Source organism: Acidimicrobiales bacterium (genome assembly GCA_035531755.1).
GTDB lineage: Bacteria > Actinomycetota > Acidimicrobiia > Acidimicrobiales > UBA8190 > DATKSK01.
In genome coordinates, this window is sequence record DATKSK010000036.1 from 14,700 (window position 1) to 32,770 (window position 18,071).

Consider the following 18,071-nt stretch of genomic DNA (forward strand, 5'->3'; position numbering starts at 1 on the left):
CCTCGGTGCCGTGACGGGCTGGCCGGTTGACGCCGCCGCCGCCGGCGTGGTGCTTCTCGACGGGGCCGTGGCCGAGACCGTGGGCGACCTCGACCGGGCCTTCCCGTGGGCGTCGGTGTCGAAGCTGCTCGTGGCCGTGGCCGCTCTGGTGGCGACGGAGGAGGGCTCGCTCGGTCTCGATGAGCCCGCGGGCCCGCCGGGGTCGACCGTTCGCCACCTGCTGGCCCACGCCTCGGGGCTCGGGCCCGACTCGCCGCACCCCCTCACCGAGCCGGGCGTGCGCCGCATCTACTCCAACATCGGGTTCGAGATCCTCGCCGACACCCTGGCGCAGCACTCGGGCATGCCCTTCACCGACTACCTCACCACCGGCGTGGTCCTCCCCCTGGCGATGACCGGGACGCGGCTGGCCCCCGGGGCGTCACCGGCGTCGGGCGCCCTCGGCCCGCTGCGCGACCTCTTGACGCTCGCCGGCGAGCTGCTCGCCCCGCGCCTGGTGGCTCCGGGCACCCTGGCCGCCGCCACCACCGTGGCCTTCCCGGGCCTGGCGGGCGTCCTCCCCGGCTTCGGGCGGTTCGACCCCTGCGACTGGGGCCTCGGCTTCGAGCTCCGTGACGGCAAGCGCCGGCACTGGACCGGGGCGCGCAACTCGGCCGCCACGTTCGGGCACTTCGGCCAGTCGGGCAGCTTCCTGTGGGTGGACCCGGTGGCGGGCGTGGCCTGCGCCGCGCGGGGCGACCGGCCCTTCGGCCCGTGGGCCGTGGACGCCTGGCCCGCCCTGGCGGATGCCGTGCTCGAGCACTGGGGCGGGCAGGGCGGGCAGGGGCCGTAGGCCGCGGCTTCCCCTCCGGCGGGCCTCGGCTGCGGCCCCTCCGGCGGACCTCGGCCCCGTGGCCCGGATGTCGGTGGCCCCGTTGCCCCGTTGCCCCGTGGCCCCGTGTCGGGGCCCGCGCGGACCGGATCACCTAAGCTCGCCCGGCGTGAAGGGCGTGATCCTGGCGGGAGGGAGCGGGACGCGGCTGCACCCGCTGACCCGGATCACCAACAAGCACCTCCTGCCCATCTACGACCGCCCCATGATCAGCTACGCCATCGAGGCGCTCGTCCTGGCCGGCATCAACGAGATGATGCTCGTGACCGGCGGCACCCACGCCGGAGAGTTCCTGCGGCTGCTCGGCAACGGTCACGACCACGGCATCGACCGGCTCAGCTACGCCTACCAGGACCGGCCGGGCGGGATCGCCGAGGCCCTGGGTCTGGCCGAGCGGTTCGTGGCGGGCGACTCGGTGCTCGTCATGCTGGGCGACAACATCGTCGAGCGCACCTTCCGTCCCACCGTCGAGCACTTCGCGCAGCAGGGCGGGGGTGCGCGCATCGTGCTCACCGAGGAGGCCGACCCCGTCCACCTGCGCCACCTCGGGGTCCCCGCCTTCGACGCCGAGGGCCGCATCGTGCGCATCATCGAAAAGCCCGAGGACCCCCCGAGCACCTACGCCGTCACCGGCATCTACTGCTACGACCCCGGCGTCTTCGACGTCATCGCCACGCTCGAGCCGTCGGGCCGCGGCGAGCTCGAGATCACCGACGTGAACAACTACTTCGTCGACCAGGGCACGATGGCCTACGACGTCCTGGAGGGGTTCTGGGGCGACGCCGGCGAGTCGATCGACGCGTACTACGCCGTCAACGACTTCGTGCGGGAGAACGGCGCCAACAAGGGCTGACCCCGTCAGGCGTCGAGGAACCGGCGGATGCCGAGGGCCGAGCCCACCGAGCCGATCACCACACCGATCAGGAGCACGAACAACGTGGTCATCAGGACCTCGCTGGTCGGCATCTGCATCTGGTACCAAATGTTACCGGTCTTGGTGTTGCTGAAGCTGTCGAGCAGCCAGTGCAGCGAGAACACCGCCAGCGACGCGAACAGCGCGCCGAGCACGCCCTGGACCACGCCCTCGAACATGAACGGCACGCGGATGAACCAGTTCGTGGCCCCCACGAGCTTCATCACCGACACCTCGCGCCGGCGGGCGAAGATGGCCAGCCGGATCGTGTTGAGGATGAGGACCGACGCCGACAGCAGGAGGATGACGGCCAGCACCAGGAACACCACCTGGAGGATGCGGCTCACCTCCTGGATGTTGTGGATCGTGCCGGTGGGGACGGCCACGCTCTTCACCCCGGGGTAGCCGCTGAACTGCTTGGCGATGGCGATCGCCTCGCTCGGGTTGTCGAGCTGGCAACGCAGCGATGCCGGGGTCGTGGCCACGGTGAGCACCTGGTACTCCGGAGGCGTGAGGAGGTGCTGGGCCTCCTTCAGGTCCTCGGCCTGGGACCGGTAGGTGACGGTCCGGACGAAGGGCAGCTGGTGCAGCTGCTGCTCCAGGGAATGCACCTGGGAGGCCGAGGCCTGCGGCTGCACCCAGACGATGGCGTCCACCCCGTGGGCCCACTGCGTCGTGGCGTGCGCCACCCCCTGCCGCAGCAGCAGCGAGGCGCCCACCAGCGACAGCGACACGCCCACCGTCAGCACGGCGGCGATCGTCATCAGCCGGTTCCGCCACAGGTTGGCGGCCGTCTCGCGGGCCACGTAGTCGAGCGATACCGCCATGTCAGCGAGCCCGTCCGCCGCGGCCGGCCGCCGTCGGCACGGGTGCCGGCTCAGGTGCCATAGCCGTACACCCCCCGGGCCTGGTCGCGCACGAGCGTCCCGTGGTCGAGCTCGATCACGCGCCGGCGCATCTGGTCGACGATGCCGGCGTCGTGGGTGGCGATGACCACGGTGGTGCCGGTGCGGTTGATGCGGTCGAGCAGCCGCATGATCCCCTGGCTGGTGGCGGGGTCGAGGTTCCCGGTGGGCTCGTCCGCCAGCAGGACGAGGGGCCGGTTCACGAACGCCCGCGCCACCGCCACCCGCTGCTGCTCCCCACCCGACAGCTCACCGGGCAGGCTGTCGCTCTTCTTCGACAGCCCGACGAGGTCGAGCACCTGGGGCACCTGGGCGGCGATCACGTGCTTGGGCCGGCCGATCACCTCGAGCGCGAATGCCACGTTCTCGAAGACCGACTTGTTGGGCAGCAACCGGAAGTCCTGGAAGACGCACCCCATGTTGCGCCGCAGGTACGGGATCCGCCACTGGCTGAGGTGGCCGATCTCGCGCCCCGCCACCCAGATGCGGCCCTCGCCGGGATCCTCCTCGCGCAGCAGGAGCCGCAGGAACGTGGTCTTACCCGAGCCCGACGGGCCCACGAGGAAGACGAACTCGCCCTTGTCGATCTCGACAGACACGTCGCGCAAAGCGATCGACCCGGCCTTGTATGTCTTGGTGACGTTCTCGAATGTGATCATCGAGCAGGTCCTCGGCGGCATGCCCCTACCGCCATCGGCCGACACGGCGCTCGCCCGAACAGGGCACGAGGTCGACGCGACCCTACCAGCCTCGTCTCGGCGCGCACATCGCGGCGGGCGCGGCGCGAGCCGTCGCCAGGCGTGCCGCGGTCGACGCCTCGGCGCCGGCGGTGCATCCGGGGCCGCCGGGGGTCGCGTACAAAGGCCCTGGTCGCAGCGCTGTCCGTCACCGTCACCGTCACGTGACCGTCACCGTCTCCCTCTCTGGCATCCTCAGCCGTCGACCGGCCGACGGCGGCGCAGCTCGGCCTCGATGAACTCGTCGATGTCGCCGTCGAGCACGGCGTCGACGTTCCCCGTTTCGTACTCGGTGCGCAGGTCCTTCACCATCTGGTAGGGCGCCATCACGTAGGAGCGGATCTGGCTGCCCCACGCCACGTCCACCTTCGGCCCCGACAGCGAGTCGAGCTCGGCGCGCCGCTCGGCGCGTTGCAGGTCGAGCAGCTTGGCCGCCAGGATCTGCATGGCACGCGCCTTGTTCTGGTGCTGGCTGCGCTCGTTCTGGCACGACACCACGATCCCGGTGGGCAGGTGGGTGATGCGCACCGCCGAGTCGGTCTTGTTGACGTGCTGGCCCCCCGCGCCCGACGACCGGTAGGTGTCGATGCGGAGGTCCTTCTCGTCGATGGCGACCTCGGCGTCAGCCTCGCCGAGGAAGGGGATGACGTCGACCGTGGCGAAGCTCGTCTGGCGACGGTGCTGGGCGTCGAACGGCGACATGCGCACGAGGCGGTGCACGCCGCGCTCTGCCGACAGCAGCCCGTAGGCGAACCGGCCCTTCACGATGAAGGTGGCCGACAACAGCCCCGCTTCCTGGCCCTCGGTGACCTCGTCCACCTCGAAGTCGAAGCCCCGGCGCTCGGCCCAGCGCAGGTACATGCGCAGCATGATCTCGCACCAGTCCTGGGCGTCGGTCCCCCCGGCCCCGGCGTGCAGCTCGGCGATGGCGTCGCGCTCGTCGTACTCGCCGGTGAACAGCGACCGCAGCTCGAGGTCGCCCAGCCGGCGCGTGAGGTCGTCGACCGCGGCGGTGAGCTCGCCCGATACCGACTCGTCGGACTCCTCCACCATGAGGTCGAAGAGGACCTCACCGTCCGACAGCCGGCGCTCGAGGTCCTCGAGCATGGCGATGTCGTCGTTCACGGCGCTGAATTCGGAGGTGACGGCGCGGGCGTTGTCGGGGTCGTCCCACAGGTCCGCCGCCGACACCATCTGCTCGAGCTCGGCCCGGCGGGACCGCAGGCGCTCCAGGCCGAGATAGCCCTGCGCCTCCTCGAGGCGCTTACGGAGCGACGCCAGCTCCCCCCGGAGGTCGCGCGGCTCGCCGCCCCCGGGCGGCTCAGGCCGCGCCATGACAGAGCTTGAACTTCTTGCCGCTCCCGCACCAGCAGGGCTCGTTGCGCCCGATCTTCTCGCTGGGGGCCTTCACCAGGGGCGCCTGGGTGTCGGGGTCGGCCTGGTGGCGGGGCGACACCTGGGACCCGGGCACGGAGATGCCGCCCGCTCCGACGCCCGCAGGGACGCCGGCCCCGGCGGCGGCCACCTCGGCGTCGGGGGCGGTGGCCCGGAAGGCTTCGAGCAGGCTCGCCCCCTGGACCGGGTCGTCGGCGGCCTGGTAGCTCGCCTGGCGGAGGTCGGGCTCGGGAGCGGGCTCCGCCACCACCTGGACGTGCATGACGTAGCGCAGGTAATCGTCGTCGATGGCGTCCACCATCGTCCCGAAGATCTCGAAGCCCTCGCGCTGCCACGCCACGAGCGGGTCCTGCTGTCCCATGGCGCGCAGGTTGATGCCCTCGCGCAGGTAGTCCATCTCCGCCAGGTGGTCGCGCCAGCGCTGGTCGATGATCTGGAGCATGACCTCGCGCTCGACCTGGCGGGCCTCGTCCTCGCCCCCCGGGAAAGCGGCGTCACGCGCGTGATAGGCGTCGAGGGCCTCGGCCAGGAGGCTCTCGGAGATCTGCTCGGCGGTCGTCGCCTCGGTCAGGTCGTCCACCGTGAACGCCGTCGGGTAGTACTGGTGCACCTCCGACAGGAGGCGCTCGAGCTCCCAGTCCTCGGGGAACTCCCCCGGGCACGCCGAGCGGACCAGCTCGTCGATGGTCTGCTCGAGCAGCTCCTCGGTGTGCTCGCGCAGGTCCTCCCCGTCGATGACGTGGAGCCGGCGGGCGTAGATCACCTTGCGCTGCTCGTTCAGGACCTCGTCGTACTTCAGGACGTCCTTGCGGATCTCGGCGTTGCGGCCTTCGACCGTGCGCTGGGCGCGCTCGATCGCCTTGGTGACCATGTTGGCCTCGATGGGCACGTCGTCGGGCAGCGTGCGGCTCATGACCCACTGCATCGCACCGGTGGCGAACAGCCGCATCAGCTCGTCCTCGAGCGACAGGAAGAAGCGGCTGGCGCCGGGGTCGCCCTGGCGGCCCGACCGGCCGCGGAGCTGGTTGTCGATCCGCCGGGACTCGTGGCGCTCGCTGCCGAGCACGTAGAGGCCTCCGAGCTCGCGGATCTGGTCGCCCTCCTCGCTGCACTCCTTCTCGAAGCGGGCCAGGAGCTTCTCGTACTCGGCCATACCCTCGTCGGTCCCGAGGTCGCATCCCTGGCCGATGGCCTCGCGCAGCGCCAGGCCCTCGGCGTTGCCGCCGAGCAGGACGTCGACGCCCCGGCCGGCCATGTTGGTGGCCACCGTGACGGCGTGGAGGCGGCCGGCCTGCGCCACGATCTCCGCCTCCCGGGCGTGCTGCTTGGCGTTCAGGACCTCGTGGGGGATGCCCCGGCGCTCGAGCAGTCGCGACAGCTGCTCCGACTTGGCCACCGACGCCGTGCCCACCAGGACGGGCTGGCCCCGCTCGTAGCGCTCCACGATGTCGTCGACGACCGCCCCGAACTTGGCGTCCTCGGACTTGTAGATGAGGTCGGCCCCGTCCTCGCGGATCATCGGGACGTTGGTGGGGATCGGGACGACGGGCATGTTGTAGGTCGTGGCGAACTCGGCGGCCTCGGTCTCCGCCGTGCCGGTCATGCCCGAGAGCTTCTCGTAGAGCCGGAAGTAGTTCTGGAGGGTCACCGTCGCCCAGGTGTGGTTCTCCTCCTTGATCCGCACGCGCTCCTTGGCCTCCACGGCCTGGTGCAGCCCGTCCGACCACCGCCGGCCGTCGAGGGTCCGTCCCGTGAACTCGTCGACGATCTTCACCTCGCCCGTGGCGACCAGGTAGTCCTTGTCGCGGTGGAAGAGCTCCTTGGCCCGCAACGCCTGCGTGAGGTGGTGGACGTAGTTGACCGACACCAGGTCGTACATGTTCTCGACGCCCACCTGGCGCTCCACCTTGGCGATGCCGGCCTCGGTGGGGACCACGATGCGCTTCTCCTCGTCGACCTCGTAGTCCTCGTCGCGCGCCAGGGTGCGGGCGATGCCGGCGAACTGGTAGTAGAGCTTGGCCGACTCCGACGCCGGGCCGGAGATGATGAGCGGCGTCCGGGCCTCGTCGATGAGGATCGAGTCGACCTCGTCGACGATGCCGTAGACGTGGCCCCGCTGCACCATGGCGTCGCGCGACCGGGCCATGTTGTCGCGCAGGTAGTCGAAGCCGAACTCGGTGTTCGTCCCGTACGTGACGTCGGCGGCGTAGGCCTCGCGCTTGTCGGCGAAATCGGGGATGTCGGGGCTGACCCGCCCGACCCTCAGGCCCAGGAACTCGTGGACCTGGCCCATCCACTCGGCGTCGCGGCGCGCCAGGTAGTCGTTGACGGTGATCACGTGCACGCCCCCGCCGCCGAGCGCATTCAGGTAGACGGGGAGGGTCGAGACGAGGGTCTTGCCCTCGCCGGTCTTCATCTCGGCGATCCAGCCGAAGTGCAGCGACATGCCCCCCATGAGCTGCACGTCGAAGTGGCGCTGGCCCAGCACCCGCCACGCCGCCTCGCGCACGGTGGCGAACGCCTCGACGAGGAGGTCGTCCAGGCTCTCGCCGTTGGCCAGCCGCTCCCGGAAGAGCGCGGTCTGGTGGGCCAACTCCTCGTCGGAGCGGGCCTCCATCTCGGGCTCGAGGTCGTTGATCAGGGGGACGAGCTCTGCCAGCCGGCGGACTTTCTTCCCCTCGCCGGCCCGCAGGACGCGGGTGAAGACACTCATGAGGACACGAGTCTACCGCCGGCCCGCCGAGCCTCAGCGGCACAACCGGCCCCGCGACCCCCCTGGCCAGGGGCCCCGGGAGGCCCGGTCAGGCCTTGGCCATGGAGCCGCCGCGCCGGGGATGCGACCGGCCCACGAGCTTGCCCTTCAGCCGCTCGACCTGGTGCTCGAGCTTGTCGACCACCCGGTCCACGGCCACCAGCATGTCGTGGGCGGCGGCCCGCGCCCGCACCGTGTGCCCGTGGCCGGTGATGGTGACCTCGCACACCCGCCTGCCGGCGCTCGGGGCGTCGCGGTCCTCGGTCAGGCGAACCTCGGCTCGTTCGAGCACCGGGTTCAGCTTCCCGATCTTGGCGACCTTGGCGTGTGCGAGTGCCCGCACCTCGTCGGGCACCGTGTCCTTTCGTCCCAGGACGGCGACGTCCACCGCTGCACCTCCTTCAGGCCGTGGGCAGGGTGCTCCCTCCCCTCGCGGATGACGCATGTGATGCATATGGGTCGCGTCCGGCTGACCTGGTCTTTGTCCCCACACCCGCCTGCTGAGGAGTTGGCGGCCGGGCGGCCGGCGGCCACGGGAAAGACCCTCGTGACCCGACGGCAGCCGTCATGACCTGCTTCGCTCCTTCTCCGCCGGGCACCGACAGCCGGCACCCCGCCGGGCAGGGCTTACCTCTAAGCCGCACCATGCTCAGCAACCATGAGTTGCCTTACGTGGGTCGTTTCGCCTGCGGCTGGCTTCGACTTGCAACCACAGACCCGGACGCGACCCATGACGCAAGCGTACGCCTCCCGCGGCGGTATGTCTCGGGGGGAAACCTCGTTCTCACGGCCGTCCCAGGAGCACGGCCGTCCCAGGAGCACAGCCGTCCCACGATCGCGGCCGTCCCACGATCGCGGCCGTCCCAGGATCGCGGCCGTCCCAGGATCGCGGCCGGTGGGGATCAGGAGTGGTGGCGGCTCAGGAGTGGTGGCGGCTCAGGTGCCGGTCTGCCAGGAGCCCAGGTACTCCTCCTGCGTCGGCGTGAGCCGGTCGATGGCCACGCCCATCGTGTCGAGCTTGAGGCGGGCGATCTCGGCGTCGATGGTGCGGGGGACGTCGTAGACGCGCCGCTCCAAGGTGGCCGCGTTGGCCATGACCCACTCCGCCGCCAGCGCCTGGTTGGCGAAGCTCATGTCCATCACCGCCGCGGGGTGGCCCTCGGCCGCGCCGAGGTTCACGAGGCGCCCCTCGGCGATGACGAGGATGCGCTTGCCCCGCACGACGAACTCCTCGACCATCGGGCGCACGGGGCGCCTGCGGCCCTCGGACAGGTCCCCCAGAGCGATCAGGTCGATCTCGATGTCGAAGTGCCCGGAGTTGGCGACGATGGCCCCGTCCTGCATCCGCTCGAAATGCTCGGCACGCAGCACGTCACGGTTCCCGGTGACGGTGATGAAGATGTCCCCCTCGGCGGCGGCGACCTCCATCGGCTCGACGCGGAAGCCGTCCATGACGGCCTCGAGGGCGCGCAGCGGGTCGATCTCGGTGACGATGACCTGCGCGCCGTGGCCGCGCGCCCGGCTCGCCACACCCTTGCCGCAGTACCCGTAACCGGCCACGACGAGCCGCTTTCCGGCGATCAGGACGTTGGTGGCGCGGATGACGCCGTCGAGCGTGGACTGCCCCGTGCCGTAGCGGTTGTCGAACATGTGCTTGGTGTCGGCGTCGTTGACGGCGACGATCGGGTACTCGAGCGCCCCTTCGGCCTCCATGGCGCGCAGCCGGATGACGCCGGTGGTGGTCTCCTCGGTGCCGGCGATGACTTCGGTCACCTGGTCGGGTCGCATCTGGTGGATGCGCGACACCAGGTCGCACCCGTCGTCCATGGTCAGCGTGGGGTGACGGTCGAGCAGGGCGTCGATGTGCGAGAAGTAGCGCTCGGTGTCCTCACCCTTGACGGCGAACGTGGGGATCTTCTCGTCGCGCACCAGGGAGGCGGCCACGTCGTCCTGCGTCGACAGGGGGTTGGACGCGCAGATCAGGACCTCGGCGCCACCAGCCTTCAACGTCCGCAGCAGGTTCGCCGTCTCGGTGGTGACGTGGAGACAGGCGGCGGCGATGGCGCCCTCGAGCGGGCGCTCCTTGGCGAAGCGCTCACGGATCGACGTCAGGACGGGCATGTTGGCGTCAGCCCACGCGATGCGCTGGCGCCCGAGGTCGGCCAGGCCGAGATCGGCGACGTCGTGGTCAATGGCGGGCGTGGACATTGTGTGTTGTGTGCTCCTCGTGTGATGGACGGGCTGATGATCTACGCCTCGTGCAGGCGATGCTTCAACTCCTCGAGGACCGGTACCGGCCCCGGGTCGATACCCTCCTGGGCGGCGAGGTGGAGCGAGACGAAGTCCCCCACGAGCACGAGGTCGAGGAGCTGTGCCAGGTCCCCCTCGCCCTGGGCGCGCACCTCGATAATGTCAGCTACGACCTCCCGAAGCACGTCCGACACGAAGGCGAAGCGCCGGACCACCTGCGGATGCTCGGTGTCGTGGCGCAGGTTGACCAGGGTGATGACCTGCCGGGTGACGTCGCCGTGCTGGCCCCAGCCGGCGATCTCGTTGTGGCAGAGCTCGGGGTAGACGGCCGCGAAGGCGGGCGACTTGGCGTTCTCGTTGACCTGCGCTTTCCAGCGCAGGGTTGCCGCCGACCCGACGGCCTGGGCCCCGTGCACCAGGGGGATCGTCCGGCCGATGCGGCGGGCGACCTCCTCGGCCGTGCTCCCGGGCTGCACCAGGCGGTCCCGGCGATACTTGAGCTGGTCGACGGCCAGCGCCACCCACTGCGCCGCCCCCGGGAAGAGGCCGATTTCCTCGAGCACCACCAGGGGCGGGATGGCCATGGACCCGAGCGCGGCCCGGGGCTGGGGGATGGTGGCCGTCGGCACGGGCACGACCGGCGCACCCCACTCCTCGGCCAGCCGGCCCAGCTCGCCGCCGCCGGTGACCGCCACCAGGCTCGCCCCGGCATTGGCGGCCTCGCCGGCGGCCTCGACGGTCTCCTCGGTGTTCCCGGAGAACGACACCGCGAACACGAGGGACCCACGGCCCACGAAGTCGGGCAGGTCGTAGGACTTCACCACCGTGATCGGCACGGGCACGAAGGGCCCCGCCACCGCCACCATCACGTCGCCGGCGAGGCCGCTGCCACCCATGCCGAGCACCACGACATTCTCGACGTACTCGCGCTCGGGGAGGCCGTCGAGCCCGTGCGCGGCGCCGACGGCCGCGGCCACCTGCTCGGGGAGGCCGGCGGTCACCTCGAACATGTCGAGCGTGTCCAGGACGCCGTCGGCCACGGGGAGATCGGTCATGTGGCCTCGCCCGGCTGCAAGGTCGACCGCACACCCTGCGACTGCGCCTTCGCCATGAGGCGCTCGTGCTCGGCGTCGTCGACCGTCGTGGCCTCGTCGACGAGCATGACCGGGATCCCGTCGCGCACCTCGTAGCTGCGCTTCAGGCGCGGGTTGTACAGGCGGTCCTCGTCCTCGAAGTACAAGAGCGGGCCCTTGTCCTCGGGACAGGCCAGCACCTCCAGTAGCAAGGGGTCCAGTGCCATCGTCTTCCTCGTGCTCCCCCGTCGTCGGTCGTCCCCGCCCGGCGGCGGGTCGGTCGTGTCGGTCCGGTCGTGTGGTGCGGAGTGGGTCAGTGCGGTTCAGCGGCCGCCGCCGTCCCGGCCAGCCGGGCGACGAGGTCGAGCAGCTCCGTCGTGTGATGATCGCACTCCTCGGGCGACTTCGCCTCGACATTGAGCCGGAGCAGCGGCTCGGTGTTCGACGGTCGCACGTTGAACCACCAGTCGTCGAACTCCACGGTCAGGCCGTCGGTCCGGTCGCCCTCACGGCCCTCGGCGGCGAAATGCCGGGCCAGGGCCTCGACGGCGCCCGTCGGGTCGTCCACCTTGGTGTTGATCTCCCCGGAGTCGGCGTAGCGGCGGTAGGGGGCGAGGAATTGTGACAGAGGCATGTCGGCGGCCGACAGCTCCTCGAGGATCACCAGCGCGGCTATCAGCCCCGAGTCGGCCCGGTAGTTGTCCCGGAAGTAGTAGTGCCCGGAGTGCTCACCGCCGAACACGGCGCCGGTCTCGGCCATGACCTGCTTGATGAACGAATGCCCCACACGCGTGCGCACGGGTGTCCCGCCGTACTGCTCGATGGTCTCGGGGACCACCTTGGAGCAGATCAGGTTGTAGAGCACCGTGGACCCGGGATGCTTGGCGAGCATGGCCCTGGCGACGAGCGCGGTGGTGAGCGAGCCCGAGACGGGCTCGGCCTTCTCGTCGACGAGGAAGACCCGGTCGGCGTCACCGTCGAATGCCAGGCCGACGTCGGCCCCCGTGCGCAGCACGGCGTCCTTCAGGTCCCGGAGGTTCTCGTCCTGGATCGGGTCGGCGGGGTGGTTGGGGAAGGTGCCGTCGAGCTCGGGGAAGAGGATCTCGAGGTCGACGGGGAGGCCCTCGAAGGCCTTCGGGACGACCAGTCCCCCCATGCCGTTGGCGGTGTCGGCCACCACCTTGAGCGGGCGCAGCGCCGAGGTGTCCACGAACGACCGGACGTGCTCGGCGTACTCGTCGAGCAGCTCGCGCCGTTCGTAGCCACCGGTCTCGGCCCCCTCGTCGAGGTTGGAGCCGATCGCCGCTTGCGCCTCGTCGCGGATGTCGGCGAGACCTGTGTCCTGGCCGATGGGCCGTGCCCCGGCCACACACATCTTGATGCCGTTGTACGCGGCAGGATTGTGCGATGCCGTGAACATGGCCCCGGGGGCGTCGAGGAGGCCCGACGCGAAGTACATCATGTCGGTCGACGCCAGCCCGAGGTCGACCACCGTGGCCCCGGCGGTGCGCGCCCCGGCGGTGAAGGCCGCCGACAGCTCGATGCCAGACTCCCGCATGTCGCGTGCCACGAGCACGCGGTCGGTGCCCGCGAAACGCGCGAAGGCCCAGCCGATGGCATGGCAGGCACGGCCGTCGAGCTGCTCGGGAACCGTCCCGCGCACGTCGTAGGCCTTGAACACGGCATCGAGGGCGGTCATGGCGCCCGAAGCCTACCTGTTCCCCTCGACGGGCCCCGAGGCCCGGGGCACCCCGTCGCGCCCCGGGGCGCCGCCCTTTCGTAGGCGGCCGGGAGTGGCGTCATCACCCCGGCACCCGGGCCGTCGTGCTCGCCGTCCCCCTGGGTCCTCACGGACGTCGGTCCCGAACCGCCCGGCGGATCGGTCCCGACGTCCCGACGTCCCGACATCCCGGAGTCCCGACGTCCCGGAGATCCCGGATCTGCGGCGGTCGGTCCCGACGTGCCGGGCACCCGTCCTGACCTACCTACCGCAGGTCCGCCCTGATCTGCCGCAGGTCCGCCCTGCCCGACTGCAGGTCCGCCCTGACCTGCCGCAGGTCCGGCCCTGACCTACTGCAGGTCGCCCTGACCTACTGCAGGTCCGCCCTGATCTGCCGGGCGTCGGTGTAGGCGGTGTGCAGGTCGTTGCGCGCGTTCACGAGATCGGTGCGTGTCGTCAGGAACACCGGCCAGTTGCCCGGGTACCCGCTCGGCGTCTGGGCCAGCACCTGCACGGCCCGACCACCAGTGGCGCCCTGGGCAGCGGAGACCTGACCCTTCAGATCGGTGAAGGCGGCCTGTGCGGCGGTCACGTTCTTACCCTGCGCCTGCGCGTTCTGGATCGCCCGGGCGATCGCCGGCTCGAGGCTGACGAGTTGGCCTTCGACGTACGTCTCGTCGTCGGCCACGATCGTCAGGTGCGTCTGGGGTGTCATGACCACGAACACGCGGTAGTCGAAGACCATCGAATGTGCATCACGGAGCAACTGCGCACACGTCGTCGCCTCCTGCACCTGTGGCTGCAGCGCCTCGATGCCCGGCAGCTCCACGGTGGTGATGTCGTTCTGCAGCGTCTGGCGATCGCCGGACGTCAGATGGTTGGCAGAATCGCCCACCGCCCTCTGGAGCGCGTCCAGCTGGGAGAGGCGCGCCGCGAGGTTGGCCTCGACTCGCTGTTGCGCCTGGCCGAACACCGCTGGCGTGCACACCGGGCGCGACGGCAACGTCATCCCGGTCGGCCCGGTCGTGGCTGCCGTGGCCACCGTGGGTGACGCCGCCGCGATGGCTGTCGACCCGTTGCGCGACGGGGCTGCAGACGCCGGCCCGGAAGCCGTGACAACGATCCCGGCGACCACTCCCGCCGCCAGCACACCGGCGACCGCTCGACTCTTCACGGTGCGATTCTTCACGGTGCGACTCATCTCACGAATCTCCTTGCGGGTTGTTCAGGTCGGAGCTCGCGGTGTTGAGGCTGTTGTCCAGCGCTCCGAGCTCCGCGGCGACCTGATCAAGGGTGTGCTGGGTGAGGCCGTTGGAGGCTGTGGTGGTCGGCGTGTCCGGGCCCGGTGCGGTCGTCAGGCCCGCCGCGACCGTGACGGTGGACGACGTCGACACCGTGACCGGCGACGTCGCCCCCGTCACGACGTGCGACGCGACTCCCGCACCACATGCCGCCAGGGCCAGGGCGCCGCCGGCCGACAACGCAGCGACCGTGAGTATGCGGGTCGTCATCTCCACCGTCCTCCTCGTGCCGTGCGGTCCCGTCGAAGTCCTCTCGTGGTCGATCTTTTGCCCCGACCCCTTGAGGTCGCTCCTCTGGGACTGCCTCCATCCTCGGACCCGCCCGTGTGGGGACCGTGAGTGGCGCGTTAGGGAACCGTGAACCTCACGAAGCGTTGCCGAGCGCGCCGGCGACGCTCTCCGGTCGGGAAGCTGCCCGGGGCCCGCTCGGGCGGGCCTGCTCAGGCGGGGCCTGCTCGGGCGGGAGATCGCTGCAGTCGGGGTCCGCTCAGGCGGCGGTGAAGCGACGCCGGACGAGCACTACCACGACCACCACGCCGGCCAGGGTGAGGACCAGGCCGAGCTGTCCGGCACCGGTCGACCCGTACGAGAGCGTGACGTGATGCGAGGTGGGTACGACCACCATGAGGTTCGGCTGGGCGCGCCAGGGCCCGAGGGCGCCGGCGGCATGCCACGCCGGGAAGTAGGAGACGCGCACCAGGACGGGGACCCCGGTTCGGTCCACGTCGAAGCTCACCTGGCCGTTGTGAGCCTCGATGGCCGACACGTGGACCGGCGGGAGCGGCTGCTGCTGCGGCGGCGCCACCCCGCCCGGGGCCTTGGTCCACGAGGACGGCCCACCCGCCACGAGTTGCTGCGCCCACTTCGTGGGGTCGGCGTACCAGCGCTGGGCGACGGGGAGCCACGAGCTCTGCTTGGCGCTGACGCCGGTGAGCACGTCGGGGCGTTGCGGGAGCGGCGCCACGAGAGCGGAGTCGTGGACCTCGTAGACCTTCCACGTGGTGGTCAGGATGGCGCCGTTGTAGAGGGACTTCCACGGTCCGGTGGTGGCGACGAGGGTGAGCGCCGGGCTGGCGTCCGCCTGGTCCTGGATGACCGGCGAGGAGGCCAGGAAGTACTTCACGCCCAGCAGCTGCAGGTGCTGGATGCCGAGCGGCACATTGACCGGTCCGTAGGTGATCCCCGTCGTGGACGACACCATCGCCTCCGACGGCTGCACCGACAGCTCGGCCTGGTTGATGAAGTGCCACGGTGTCGACGAGGAGGACTCGAACAGCAGGCCCTCCATGGAGTCGATGCACCCGCCGGTGAAGGTGGGCAGCATCATGAGCGCCATCGGCGTGCCGAACCGGTTCAGGTCCGAGTTGTACTCCCACATGGCCCGGCCGCACCCGTGGGTGGCCGACACCCTGTCCATGGTGGCCACGATCCCGTTGTGCAGCTCGGGCCACGCCGCCTTGCGCTGCACCCCCGAGTAGTTCCACTGCGCCCATGACGGCACGTTGTTGGTCCGGACCGAAACGGGTCCGAGCCGGAAGACCGAGCCCGGGGTGACGAGCAGCGGGGGCAGGACGACGAGGGCGGCAGCGGCCAACGCCACCAGGGGCACGACGACGGCCCCCGGCGCCCACGCCCGCCGGGGCGCGTACCCGTACGGGCCGGCCGTGGCGGTGGCCGGGGCCGGGGCCCACGGGGGCGCGCCGGTGTCCGTGCCGGCCACGTCGCCCGGGCGCGTGCCCACGGTCCCGAGCGCCGTGCCGGCGGCCGGCTCGGTGACGTCGGTGGCGCGCAGCACCGGGGGGGCGAATGTCGACATCGAGCCCGCCGGCCCACCGGCGAATGCGGGAGTCGGCCCACCGCCGGAAAAGGCCGGCGTCGGCCCCGGCGACGGAGCCATGCCGGGGAGGTCGGTCGGCGCCCAGCGCAAGGCGTCGCGAAGGCTGCGCCACAGTCGTGCCGTGAGGATCCCGAGCTCGGCGAAGGCGTAGCCGGCGAGCAGGTACACGACGATCCACCACAACGGCAGGACGCGCGCGTTGTACAGGGCGGTCTGCGGAGCGAAGCGGACGAAGAGGGCGGCGATGATTCCCACCACCGCGAGCGCCAACACCGACCGCTCGAACCGCACGCACGCGATCAGGAAGCCCACGAAACCGACGATGAGCGCCCAGATGTTGCCGCCGGGCGCGAGCAGCCCGACATAGGTGGACACGTTCTGCCAGCCCATGGTGGTGCTGTAGGCCTGCTCCGTGACGAACGGCACTGCCCACCACGCCACCAGGAGGAAGCTGGTGCCGACCACCGAGGCCGCCCACCACAGGCGCCGCTTGGTGGGGCCGGAAAGGAGGACGATCACGACGACGCCCACGACGGCGAACAGCGAAGTGACGAGGTGGCACAGCACGCAGGCGGCGAGGAGCAGCGCCGCGGGCACCCGCATGCGGCCGGTGCGCATGCCGCGCACGACGGTCCCGAGGAAGAGGAGCGCCACCGACAGCCCGAGCGAGAAGGCGTACTCGCCCGCCATGGTCGAGTAGAGGTTTCCCCCGTAGATCGTGTACGACTGGTCGAAGAGGAACGGCAGCGTGGCGACGGCCAGCACCGCCGGCCGGGGGCGCTCGAGCCCCGCCAGGCGACCGAAGGCCCAGGCCGCCACGGGGAGGGTCACCGAGCCGAGGATGGTCATCAGCTTGAAGGCGATGTTGAAGGGGATGACGACCCCGGCGAGAGCGGCCAGGGTGTCGGGCAGCGGGAAGTAGAAGGTGTAGAGGGGCAGGCCGTCGTAGGCGCCCGGGAACCAACCCGTGAGATGGCCGTGGGGCATGAGGTTCGACTTCAGGAAGGCCGCCGTGCCGAAATGGGCCCCGGTGTCGCCCCCAGTGATCGTCGTGTTGGCCAGGAGCAGGCCGGGATCGACCTGCCAGATGACGATGCCCATCACCGCACCGACGGCGGCAAGGGTCACCAGCGTGGGGCCGGACGGTCGGCGCATCAAATCCATCGTGCCCGAAATAGGTGTCGAAGCGGCAGCACAGGGCCCGAAACGCCACCCGCCGGACGCCCCCCGGACGCCGTCGGGCGCCGGGTCCGGCTCCCCCCATGGCACCCGCTCCCGCTCGGCGGGAGCGGGTGCGGTCCCCCCCGGACCATCGGCGTGCCCACCCGTCCTCAGATCCCGTGTACAGCGCCGGTCGGGAATGCGACCGACAGGATGGCGATGAGGTTGAACGTGGCGTGGGCGAAGATGCACGGGCCCAGGCGGCGGAACCGGTAGGCCATGGCGGCGAGGACGGCGCCGAAGGTCGCCAGCCCGAGCAGCTCGAGCGGCTCGAAGTGCGCCAGCCCGAAGATGACGCCGGTGACCACGATCGCCAGCACCGGGCCCACGACGTGGCCGGCGCGCCGGAAGACCCGGACCAGGGCATGCTGGACCAGCCCCCGGAAGAACAGCTCTTCGACAACGGGCACGACCACGACGGTGAGCACGGCGACGACGGCGAGGTCGGCGCCGGGGAACCCACCGGTCAGGTGTTTCGCCGGCTGCTGCAACCTGTCGTCGAGATGGGGGATGACGCGTCGCAGCGGGTAGTAGAGCACCGGGAGGAGCAGGAGCTGCCCGGCGAGGCCGATGACCGGGCCGGTGAGCACGTCCCAGCCCCGCACCCGGAGCCCCATGTCCCGTCGGACGCTGCCCGAGCCCCGCATCCGACTGGCGAGGACCACGGCGCCCACGAAGCCGGCCCACAAGCCCGCCAGCTCGCTCACCACGATCCACGCCGGCGGTTCCGTCCTGGCCGCCAGCTTCGACACGTCGGGCAGGTGCCCGGTGGCGGCGGCCACCACGACCAGCAGGATGCCGCTGGCGACCTGTCCGGCCAGGAAGCCCATGGCGGCGATCAGCAACCACGCCACCGCGTCCCTCGTCGTGCGCGGCGCCGCCTCGTCGGTTCCGTCGTCGTCCGGCCCGGGCGCCAGGCTCCCGGGCGCACCGTGCCGGCCGGCTCGCGGTGCCCCGACAGGGACCGGTCCGGCGCCCGGGCACCACGGGACCCCGGGAGGAGGCGGGTGCGCGCCCACGCCCGGTGGGGAGCCCAGGCGCTCGCCGTGAGCCGGGACCGCAGGTGCCGACGGGGAAACGGGCTGCGGGGGCGCGC

The 18,071-nt window shown here is 71.1% G+C and carries 15 protein-coding genes; 2 read left to right on the forward strand and 13 right to left on the reverse strand.

Going from position 1 to position 18,071, the window contains the following annotated elements; all coding sequences use genetic code 11:
- The first annotated feature begins 10 nt into the window (after positions 1-10).
- A complete protein-coding gene (locus VMV22_07625; GenBank protein HUY22196.1) occupies positions 11-832 on the forward strand; it encodes a serine hydrolase domain-containing protein in 822 nt (273 codons plus the stop codon).
- 148 nt (positions 833-980) lie between these two features.
- Entirely contained in the window at positions 981-1,724 is a 744-nt protein-coding gene (locus VMV22_07630; GenBank protein ID HUY22197.1) for a sugar phosphate nucleotidyltransferase, read from the forward strand.
- Positions 1,725-1,729: 5 nt separating this feature from the next.
- On the opposite strand, the gene VMV22_07635 is transcribed toward VMV22_07630, so the two are convergent.
- From VMV22_07635 to VMV22_07695, 13 genes are all read right to left on the reverse strand, one after another.
- Positions 1,730-2,611 (reverse strand): permease-like cell division protein FtsX, encoded by an 882-nt coding sequence (locus VMV22_07635; protein HUY22198.1) that lies wholly within the window; start codon positions 2,609-2,611, stop codon positions 1,730-1,732.
- A gap of 50 nt (positions 2,612-2,661) precedes the next feature.
- Entirely contained in the window at positions 2,662-3,348 is a 687-nt protein-coding gene (gene ftsE, locus VMV22_07640; protein HUY22199.1) for a cell division ATP-binding protein FtsE, read from the reverse strand.
- Positions 3,349-3,621: 273 nt separating this feature from the next.
- On the reverse strand, positions 3,622-4,761 hold the full coding sequence (gene prfB / locus VMV22_07645; protein HUY22200.1) for a peptide chain release factor 2: 1,140 nt from the start codon (positions 4,759-4,761) through the stop codon (positions 3,622-3,624).
- A complete protein-coding gene (gene secA, locus VMV22_07650) occupies positions 4,748-7,534 on the reverse strand; it encodes a preprotein translocase subunit SecA (GenBank protein HUY22201.1) in 2,787 nt (928 codons plus the stop codon). Before secA ends, prfB begins: the two co-directional genes overlap by 14 nt.
- Before the next feature lie 88 nt (positions 7,535-7,622).
- Positions 7,623-7,961, reverse strand: coding sequence for a ribosome-associated translation inhibitor RaiA (gene raiA / locus VMV22_07655; protein ID HUY22202.1), 339 nt, complete (start codon positions 7,959-7,961; stop codon positions 7,623-7,625).
- Positions 7,962-8,509: 548 nt separating this feature from the next.
- On the reverse strand, positions 8,510-9,781 hold the full coding sequence (gene ahcY / locus VMV22_07660; protein ID HUY22203.1) for an adenosylhomocysteinase: 1,272 nt from the start codon (positions 9,779-9,781) through the stop codon (positions 8,510-8,512).
- Between the two features lie 41 nt (positions 9,782-9,822).
- Positions 9,823-10,878 carry a bifunctional phosphoglucose/phosphomannose isomerase gene (locus VMV22_07665; GenBank protein ID HUY22204.1) on the reverse strand — a complete coding sequence of 352 codons (1,056 nt, stop codon included), beginning with the start codon at positions 10,876-10,878 and terminating at the stop codon, positions 9,823-9,825.
- Complete coding sequence (locus VMV22_07670; protein HUY22205.1) at positions 10,875-11,123, reverse strand: Trm112 family protein; 249 nt, start codon at positions 11,121-11,123, stop codon at positions 10,875-10,877. Before VMV22_07670 ends, VMV22_07665 begins: the two co-directional genes overlap by 4 nt.
- Positions 11,124-11,209: 86 nt before the next feature.
- Positions 11,210-12,595 carry a phosphomannomutase/phosphoglucomutase gene (manB, locus tag VMV22_07675; protein ID HUY22206.1) on the reverse strand — a complete coding sequence of 462 codons (1,386 nt, stop codon included), beginning with the start codon at positions 12,593-12,595 and terminating at the stop codon, positions 11,210-11,212.
- 391 nt (positions 12,596-12,986) lie between these two features.
- Entirely contained in the window at positions 12,987-13,790 is an 804-nt protein-coding gene (locus VMV22_07680) for a hypothetical protein (GenBank protein HUY22207.1), read from the reverse strand.
- 28 nt (positions 13,791-13,818) lie between these two features.
- The gene (locus tag VMV22_07685; protein HUY22208.1) at positions 13,819-14,127 is read right to left on the reverse strand and encodes a hypothetical protein; all 309 of its coding nucleotides are present in this window, start codon (positions 14,125-14,127) and stop codon (positions 13,819-13,821) included.
- A gap of 277 nt (positions 14,128-14,404) precedes the next feature.
- Complete coding sequence (locus VMV22_07690; GenBank protein ID HUY22209.1) at positions 14,405-16,909, reverse strand: hypothetical protein; 2,505 nt, start codon at positions 16,907-16,909, stop codon at positions 14,405-14,407.
- Between the two features lie 176 nt (positions 16,910-17,085).
- On the reverse strand, positions 17,086-17,829 hold the full coding sequence (locus VMV22_07695) for a CPBP family intramembrane glutamic endopeptidase (GenBank protein ID HUY22210.1): 744 nt from the start codon (positions 17,827-17,829) through the stop codon (positions 17,086-17,088).
- Between the last annotated feature and the right edge of the window lie 242 nt (positions 17,830-18,071).